Source organism: Rhodoluna sp. (assembly GCF_044239955.1).
Taxonomy (GTDB): domain Bacteria; phylum Actinomycetota; class Actinomycetes; order Actinomycetales; family Microbacteriaceae; genus Rhodoluna.
Map to the genome: position 1 here is coordinate 78,427 of NZ_JBIIAL010000004.1, position 6,463 is coordinate 84,889.

At 48.8% G+C, this 6,463-nt stretch carries 7 protein-coding genes and 1 tRNA gene; all 8 read right to left on the bottom strand.

Annotation, left to right across the window (positions count from 1 at the left end; genetic code table 11):
• Positions 1-39: 39 nt before the first annotated feature.
• A complete protein-coding gene (exaC, locus tag AC9UFE_RS03055; protein WP_509545503.1) occupies positions 40-1,563 on the bottom strand; it encodes an acetaldehyde dehydrogenase ExaC in 1,524 nt (507 codons plus the stop codon).
• A 118-nt stretch (positions 1,564-1,681) separates the two neighbouring features.
• Positions 1,682-2,713 carry an ABC transporter ATP-binding protein gene (locus AC9UFE_RS03060; protein WP_509545504.1) on the bottom strand — a complete coding sequence of 344 codons (1,032 nt, stop codon included), beginning with the start codon at positions 2,711-2,713 and terminating at the stop codon, positions 1,682-1,684.
• Positions 2,710-4,161, bottom strand: coding sequence for an ABC transporter permease (locus tag AC9UFE_RS03065; RefSeq protein ID WP_509545505.1), 1,452 nt, complete (start codon positions 4,159-4,161; stop codon positions 2,710-2,712). The genes AC9UFE_RS03060 and AC9UFE_RS03065 overlap by 4 nt, the downstream gene beginning before the upstream one ends.
• 89 nt (positions 4,162-4,250) lie before the next feature.
• Positions 4,251-5,255: an iron ABC transporter substrate-binding protein gene (locus AC9UFE_RS03070; RefSeq protein ID WP_509545506.1), complete on the bottom strand. Its 1,005-nt coding sequence runs from the start codon at positions 5,253-5,255 to the stop codon at positions 4,251-4,253.
• Between the two features lie 84 nt (positions 5,256-5,339).
• A complete protein-coding gene (locus AC9UFE_RS03075) occupies positions 5,340-5,537 on the bottom strand; it encodes a DUF3073 domain-containing protein (RefSeq protein ID WP_509545507.1) in 198 nt (65 codons plus the stop codon).
• A 93-nt stretch (positions 5,538-5,630) separates the two neighbouring features.
• Positions 5,631-5,966: a fluoride efflux transporter FluC gene (locus AC9UFE_RS03080; protein WP_509545508.1), complete on the bottom strand. Its 336-nt coding sequence runs from the start codon at positions 5,964-5,966 to the stop codon at positions 5,631-5,633.
• On the bottom strand, positions 5,963-6,352 hold the full coding sequence (locus AC9UFE_RS03085) for a fluoride efflux transporter FluC (RefSeq protein WP_509545509.1): 390 nt from the start codon (positions 6,350-6,352) through the stop codon (positions 5,963-5,965). Before AC9UFE_RS03085 ends, AC9UFE_RS03080 begins: the two co-directional genes overlap by 4 nt.
• Before the next feature lie 21 nt (positions 6,353-6,373).
• Positions 6,374-6,449, bottom strand: a tRNA-Phe gene (locus AC9UFE_RS03090).
• Positions 6,450-6,463: the final 14 nt, after the last annotated feature.

Sequence of the window (6,463 nt, forward strand, 5' to 3'; positions counted from 1 at the left end):
CCTGCCCGCGAAAGTAATCTTCCGCGGGCAGGACACTTTTTAGAAGAAACCTAGCTTGCTCTCACTGTAGCTAACAAGTAGGTTCTTGGTCTGCTGGTAGTGATCCAGCATCATCTTGTGGTTTTCTCTTCCGATACCGGATGACTTGTAACCACCGAACGCAGCGTGAGCTGGGTAAGCGTGGTAGCAGTTAGTCCAGACTCGTCCGGCCTTGATCTCGCGACCAGAACGGTATGCAGTGTTCATGCTTCTTGTCCAAACACCGGCACCTAGTCCATAGAGAGTGTCGTTCGAGATCTTCATTGCTTCATCCCAGCCATCGAACTTAGTAACGGCTAGAACCGGACCAAAGATCTCCTCCTGGAAAATACGCATTGAGTTCTTACCTTCGAAGATGGTTGGCTCAACGTAGAAACCATCAGATAGGTCTCCACCAAGGTCAACTCGGTTTCCTCCCATTAGCAACTTGGCACCTTCTTGCTTACCAATTTCGATGTAGCTCATGATCTTCTCGAGCTGATCGTTAGATGCCTGAGCACCCATCATGGTGTTGGTGTCTAGCGGGTTGCCCTGAATGATTGCCTTGGTGCGAACCATGGCATCTTTCAGGAACTTGTCGTAGATCGGTGCATCGATAAGTGCACGGGAAGGACAGGTACATACTTCACCCTGGTTTAGGGCAAACATGTTGAATCCCTCGATGCACTTGTCGTAGAACGCGTCGTTTTCATCTGCGATGTCGCGGAAGAAGACGTTCGGGCTCTTTCCACCAAGCTCCAGTGTTACTGGGATGATGTTTTCCGATGCGTACTGCATAATCAAACGGCCGGTTGTGGTCTCACCGGTGAAGGCAACCTTGGCAACTCGCTTTGATGAAGCAAGAGGCTTTCCAGCTTCAACACCGAATCCATTGACGATGTTGACAACACCAGCAGGGATTACATCCTTGATCAGATCCATCAAGAAATGAATCGAAACAGGAGTCTGCTCAGCAGGCTTTAGAACAACACAGTTTCCCGCAGCTAGTGCTGGAGCAAGCTTCCAGGTAGCCATCAGGATTGGGAAGTTCCAAGGGATGATCTGAGCAACTACTCCCAGTGGCTCATGGAAATGATACGCAACGGTATCAACATCTAGCTCACCGATTGATCCTTCTTGCGCACGGATTGCTCCAGCGAAGTAGCGGAAGTGATCGATTGCGAGAGGAATGTCAGCTGCCATGGTTTCGCGAACGGCTTTACCGTTCTCCCAGGTTTCAGCAACTGCAATCTTTTCTAGGTTTGCCTCCATGATGTCGGCAATTTTTAGCAGCATGTTGGAGCGCTCTGTAACAGATGACTTGTTCCAAGTAACTGCAGCTTTGTGTGCTGCATCCAGAGCTTTTTCAACATCTTCTGCGTTTCCGCGCGCAACTTCACAGAATGTTTTTCCATTTACTGGGGATGCATTCTCGAAGTATTGGCCCGATGATGGTTTTACGTATTGGCCACCAATCCAGTGGTCATAGCGGGGTTTGTATTCCGCGACTGAACCGGGTTGTCCCGGAGGAGCATAAATAGTCATTTAGTTTCCTTCCGTCATAGAGCCTCGTTGCTCTGCGACTAATTGGACACTACGCCTCTCAAAGGGGTGCGTCAAATGAACTGTAGGTTCCCTACAAACAAAGGCAAACAGGCCGAATCTAGGCCTCTGGATAGAAGTTAACTGCGCCTCGAACCCAGACCGTAACCTTCATCCCGATCTCTGGAGCGAATGGTCCTGAGGACCTGGCGCGAATTAGCTGCTTTGGAGTCTGAACATCGACAACGGCGTCATGACCAAAAAACTGTCTTCCAACAACCGTTGAGTCACCGTTTAGATCTGGCTGCAAATAGAAATTCTCTGGTCGAATCGCAACTTTTCCTCGGCTACCCTCAGCAGCTGAATTCAGCGGAGTTAATTTTCCTAGTGAGGTAACTACTTTTCCTGATTCGATAACTCCAGCAACAATCACCGAGTCACCAAGGAAAGTCGCTACCCCTAGGTCAACTGGAGAAGAGTAAATCTCTCTCGGGTTTCCAATTTGTGCAAAGTTTCCATCACGCAGCAGCGCAACGCGATCTGCAATAGACAAAGCCTCTTCTTGATCGTGGGTCACCAAAATTGAGGTGGAACCAGTTTTGTCCAAGACTTCACGAACATCGTCGCGAATGCGACCTCTTAGTTCTGCATCAAGAGCCGAGAAAGGCTCATCCAACAAAATCAGTTCAGGCTCAGGAGCTAGTGCTCTAGCGAGTGCAACACGATGCTTTTGACCACCAGATAGCGATGAGCTATCTGAATTTTCAAAAGCGCTCATCTGAACTAAATCAAGCAAGGCTTTGACTCTGGATGACTTTGCTTCTTTGGATAAACCCTTAAGGCCAAAAGCAATGTTTTCAAAAACATTGAGGTGTGGGAAAAGTGCCGCATCCTGTGGAACGTAACCGACCTTGCGTGCTTGGGCTGCAACGAAGATTCCTTCAGCAGCAACCTTGTTGCCTGCAATTGAAATTTCACCGGTATCCGGTGTATCAAAGCCTGCGATCAATCGAAGCAAGGTGGTCTTACCGGATCCAGATGAGCCAAGAACAGATACGAACTCTTTCGGAGAAATCTCGATAGAAAGGTTGCGAAGGACGGGCTGAGCCCCGAATGCTTTAGTGAGGTTAGAAATCTTTAGAGTCGAGCTCACTGGTAACGCTCCATCTCCATAGGTTCTAGATCTTTTCTGATGGCTCGATTAAGAAGCCAAGCTGGAAAGCCAGCCAGCACTACCAAAAGTAATGCATAAGGTGCCGCTGCGGAAAAGGCAGCTACCGAAGTCTCGGTCCAGAGCCTGGTGGCTAGGGTTTCCATCCCCGTTGGTCGCAACAGCAAAGTTGCCGGAAGCTCTTTCAAAACCGTGAGAATCACAAGAGTGGTTGCCGCAAAAATTCCAGGACCTGCAATTGGCAACACAACTTTACGAAGTGTCTGCATGGTGGATAGACCAAGCGAAGAAGAAACCTCGTCCAGTGCCCTAGGAGACTGACGAATTGGAGTTGAAACTGCGGCCAACGCGTTTGGCAAGAACAAAGCTAGGTAAGCAACAAGAACCAACAAAGTCGTTTGGTAAACCCACGGCACAACTTGGTTAGAAAAGAACACCAGCGCTAGCGCAACAACAATTCCAGGGGTAGCGTGCGTGAGCCAAACTGATCGTTCCAAAACAACACTGAACTTTCTGCGATGCCTGATAGTCAATACGGCGATTGCAAGAGCTGCAAAAGAAGTCAGCAATCCTCCAGAAACTGCCAACCCAACTGAGTTCGCAAGTGCGCCCAATACCGCTGCCCAATCAACCGAACCAAAGCCTTCGATGCTCCAACTAAGCAAGCTTCCAAGTGGCACTAGCAAACTAACAGTTGCAAGTCCTAGTAAGACTAGAACCATCGGAGCTCTCCAAGCTCCAAGTTCAACTAAACCTAGCCTGCCGGCAATTTTTCCAGTGGTAAATTTTTGCCCTCTTGCCTTGGATTCGAAGTAAAGAACCAAGACCGTAACTAAAACTAAGACAAGTGCTAACGCAGCAGCTTGGTTTCTATCAAAACTGGCACGGTAGGCGTTATAGATTGCTCTAGTAAAAGTGTCGTAACGAACAATGCTTACTGCACCAAAATCACTCAACACATACAAAGCCGAAAGCAAACCACCAGATACCGCAGCGGTTCTAATGTTTGGCCAGGTAACTTTTCTAAAAACTTGGAACTTTGTTGCTCCTAGCGATTGGGCTACCTCTTCGGTTCCGGCATCGAATCGAACCAGCGCTGCAGATACTGCTAAATAGACCAGTGGGGCAGTGCCAACAGTTAGTAGCAACCAAGCGGCAAAGAAACCGCTGAACCCCGGGATTACTGCAATCCACGCGTAAGCAGCAACATAAGAAGGTATTGCAAGCGGCAAGGCTGCTAGAACAGAAAAGATCTTTCGACCTGGCAGGTTCGAACGCACTGCAACCCAAGCCTGCATTGAACCAATCAGCACTGCCGAAACCGATACCGCAACAGCTAGCGAGAGCGAATTGATAATTAGCTCAAGCGTTCTAGTCTGAAAAATCAACTCAATCAGTTCACTCAATTCAATGGTGGCCACGCGAACCATTAGGTAAATCAAGGGGACTAGAGAAATCAGCACGGCCGAGATAGCCACCAGCAAGATAATTAGTGGCGGTCTCGACCTAAGTGCTTCTATCAGAGCAGTCCGGCCTTTCGAATTAGCTCGAGTGTTTCAGACAAAGAGTCAAGATCGGATAGATCAATGTTTGGCGCCTTGATTTCGCCGAAGGGCTTCACGCCAGGAACATCTGGAACACCGGTTAGTGAGTACTCTCTAGTTCTTTCAACAAAGTAGTTCTGGGCGGTGTCGCCAAGAAGCCACTTCACGAACACGTTGGCACTGGCATTGTCAGAAAGAACCGCAACACCAGCCACGTTGATTAAGTTGCCAGCGTCTTGATCTTCAAACCAAACAAGCTCGGAATTCATATTTCCGACGCCTTTTTCGTTCTCCAACTCAAACCAGTAGTAGTGGTTGATAAGTCCTGCGTCCACAACCCCGTCTTCAACTGCCTGCAAGATCAAACCATTTTTTTCAAATAAAACAGCATTTTCTTTCATGGCAGCTAAGAACTCTTCCGCTGCCTGGTCACCCTCGGTGACACGAATAGCGGTTATAAAAGCTTGGAAAGATGCATTGGTTGGTGCAATTGCAATGCGACCTTTCCAACTTGGATCCATAAGATCTTTATAAGAGGTCGGAAGCTCGGTTACTTTTGCAGGATCTACGACCAACACTCTTGCTCGACCAGACACCCCTACCCACTGCGAATCTCTTGATTTATAAGATGCATCAACTAGGTCGGTGATGTCCGCAGGGAGAGATCTAGTTAGGCCTTCCTTTGCGAGGGCACCAAGTGCACCAGCATCTTGAGAGAAAAACACGTCTGCTTGAACATTCGAGCCCTCTTCAAGAATCTGGGCTGCCAATTCAGCTGAGTCGCCGTATCGAACGTTTACCTCTATACCTGTTTCTTGGGTGAAGGTATCAAGCAGTTCGGAAATGAGAGTTTCACTTCTACCTGAATAAATAGTTATTGACTCTTCAGAATTGGTTGTTGACGCTGCGCAGCCACTTAGGGCGATTATTGGGGCCAGCGCGAGCGCGACTAGACCGTATCTATTTTTCTTCCTATTCAATTGGCACTTCTTTCAGTTTCGGATCGAATATCATTTCGACCGTCTGTTTTGCCTGGAAGCAGCTGCCTCAGGACTTCTTGGGACTTAAGAGTTTTTGGCTGACTCTTCTTCGCCCTCTTCATCTTCGTAGAGGTCGGCCCACTTGTCTTCGTAATCAGGCTCAGCAGAGCCTGATGGTGCGGTGAGTTCTTTTTCTAGCGCGCTGTAATCGGTAGAAGGGCTGAAATACTTCAGCTCACGAGCTACTTTGGTGTGTTTTGCTTTTTGACGGCCACGCCCCATGGCGAGACCCCCTTTTTTGTCTTGGCCACGCCGATAAAGGCGCAGAATCGATGAAATCTGCTACAAGTTTAGCATCCGGGTACCCTGTTTGGTCTAGAGCAATATTGAGGCTGTGAGGAAGCTCACAGCTGGAACCAACAGATTCAAAACAATGTTCAGTGAAGCTTGACCCAGTTGCTTCTTGGCAACCAGGTCGTGGGTTTGGGCCGCAAAAGTGGAAAAGGTTGATATTCCGCCCGCCAAACCAACAACTATCCATGCGCTATCAATTGATCCACTAAGTGCTAAGCCTGCAATAAATGACCCAATTGCGTTTGCCGTGAGAATTCCCCAAGGCAGCTTGCCGTGCCAATAACTCAGCCAAAATCTAACAACTGCCCCAAAGCCTCCAGCGATGGCTACTAAAACAAAACTGGTCGCTAGCGTCATCTCTTGCCAGCCCCCGCCATGACCAACCCCAATCGGTAGGCGGCAACACCTAGTACTAGTTGCATCAAGACAACTAGCCAATAGATAGGTCCAACAGGAGAAAGTCCAAGATCAGATCCTGCGGTAATAACCGCGAGACCACTCATTGTTGTGAAGCCACCAAAGAAACCAACACCCCAAAGCCCCTGACTGCTCGAGGAAGCAAAGAATTTATGAACGCTGACAAAGCCCAATAGGGCAGCACCCAAGAGATTCACGAAGCTAGTGAGAACGATTTGCCCCTGAGGCATACCGCCAACCAGGATCTCGATTAGGTATCTAAGTGAGGTTCCCAGTGCCCCGCCAAGAAAAACAAGCGGCAGCAATTTTCTCGAAACCATGGGCATGGGGTAGATGCTACCCGCACATGGTGGCTCCGACCGGCATCGATCCGGTGACCTAACGATTTTCAGTCGTTCGCTCTACCAACTGAGCTACAGAGCCTTGGGTGGTCAAGC

Bases quoted from the DNA above. Each gene is read 5' to 3' on its own strand.
- exaC (WP_509545503.1), bottom strand. From the start codon at position 1,563: ATGACTATTTATGCTCCTCCGGGACAACCCGGTTCAGTCGCGGAATAC.
- AC9UFE_RS03065 (WP_509545505.1), bottom strand. From the start codon at position 4,161: ATGGTTCGCGTGGCCACCATTGAATTGAGTGAACTGATTGAGTTGATT.
- AC9UFE_RS03075 (WP_509545507.1), bottom strand. From the start codon at position 5,537: ATGGGGCGTGGCCGTCAAAAAGCAAAACACACCAAAGTAGCTCGTGAG.
- AC9UFE_RS03080 (WP_509545508.1), bottom strand. From the start codon at position 5,966: ATGACGCTAGCGACCAGTTTTGTTTTAGTAGCCATCGCTGGAGGCTTT.
- AC9UFE_RS03085 (WP_509545509.1), bottom strand. From the start codon at position 6,352: ATGCCCATGGTTTCGAGAAAATTGCTGCCGCTTGTTTTTCTTGGCGGG.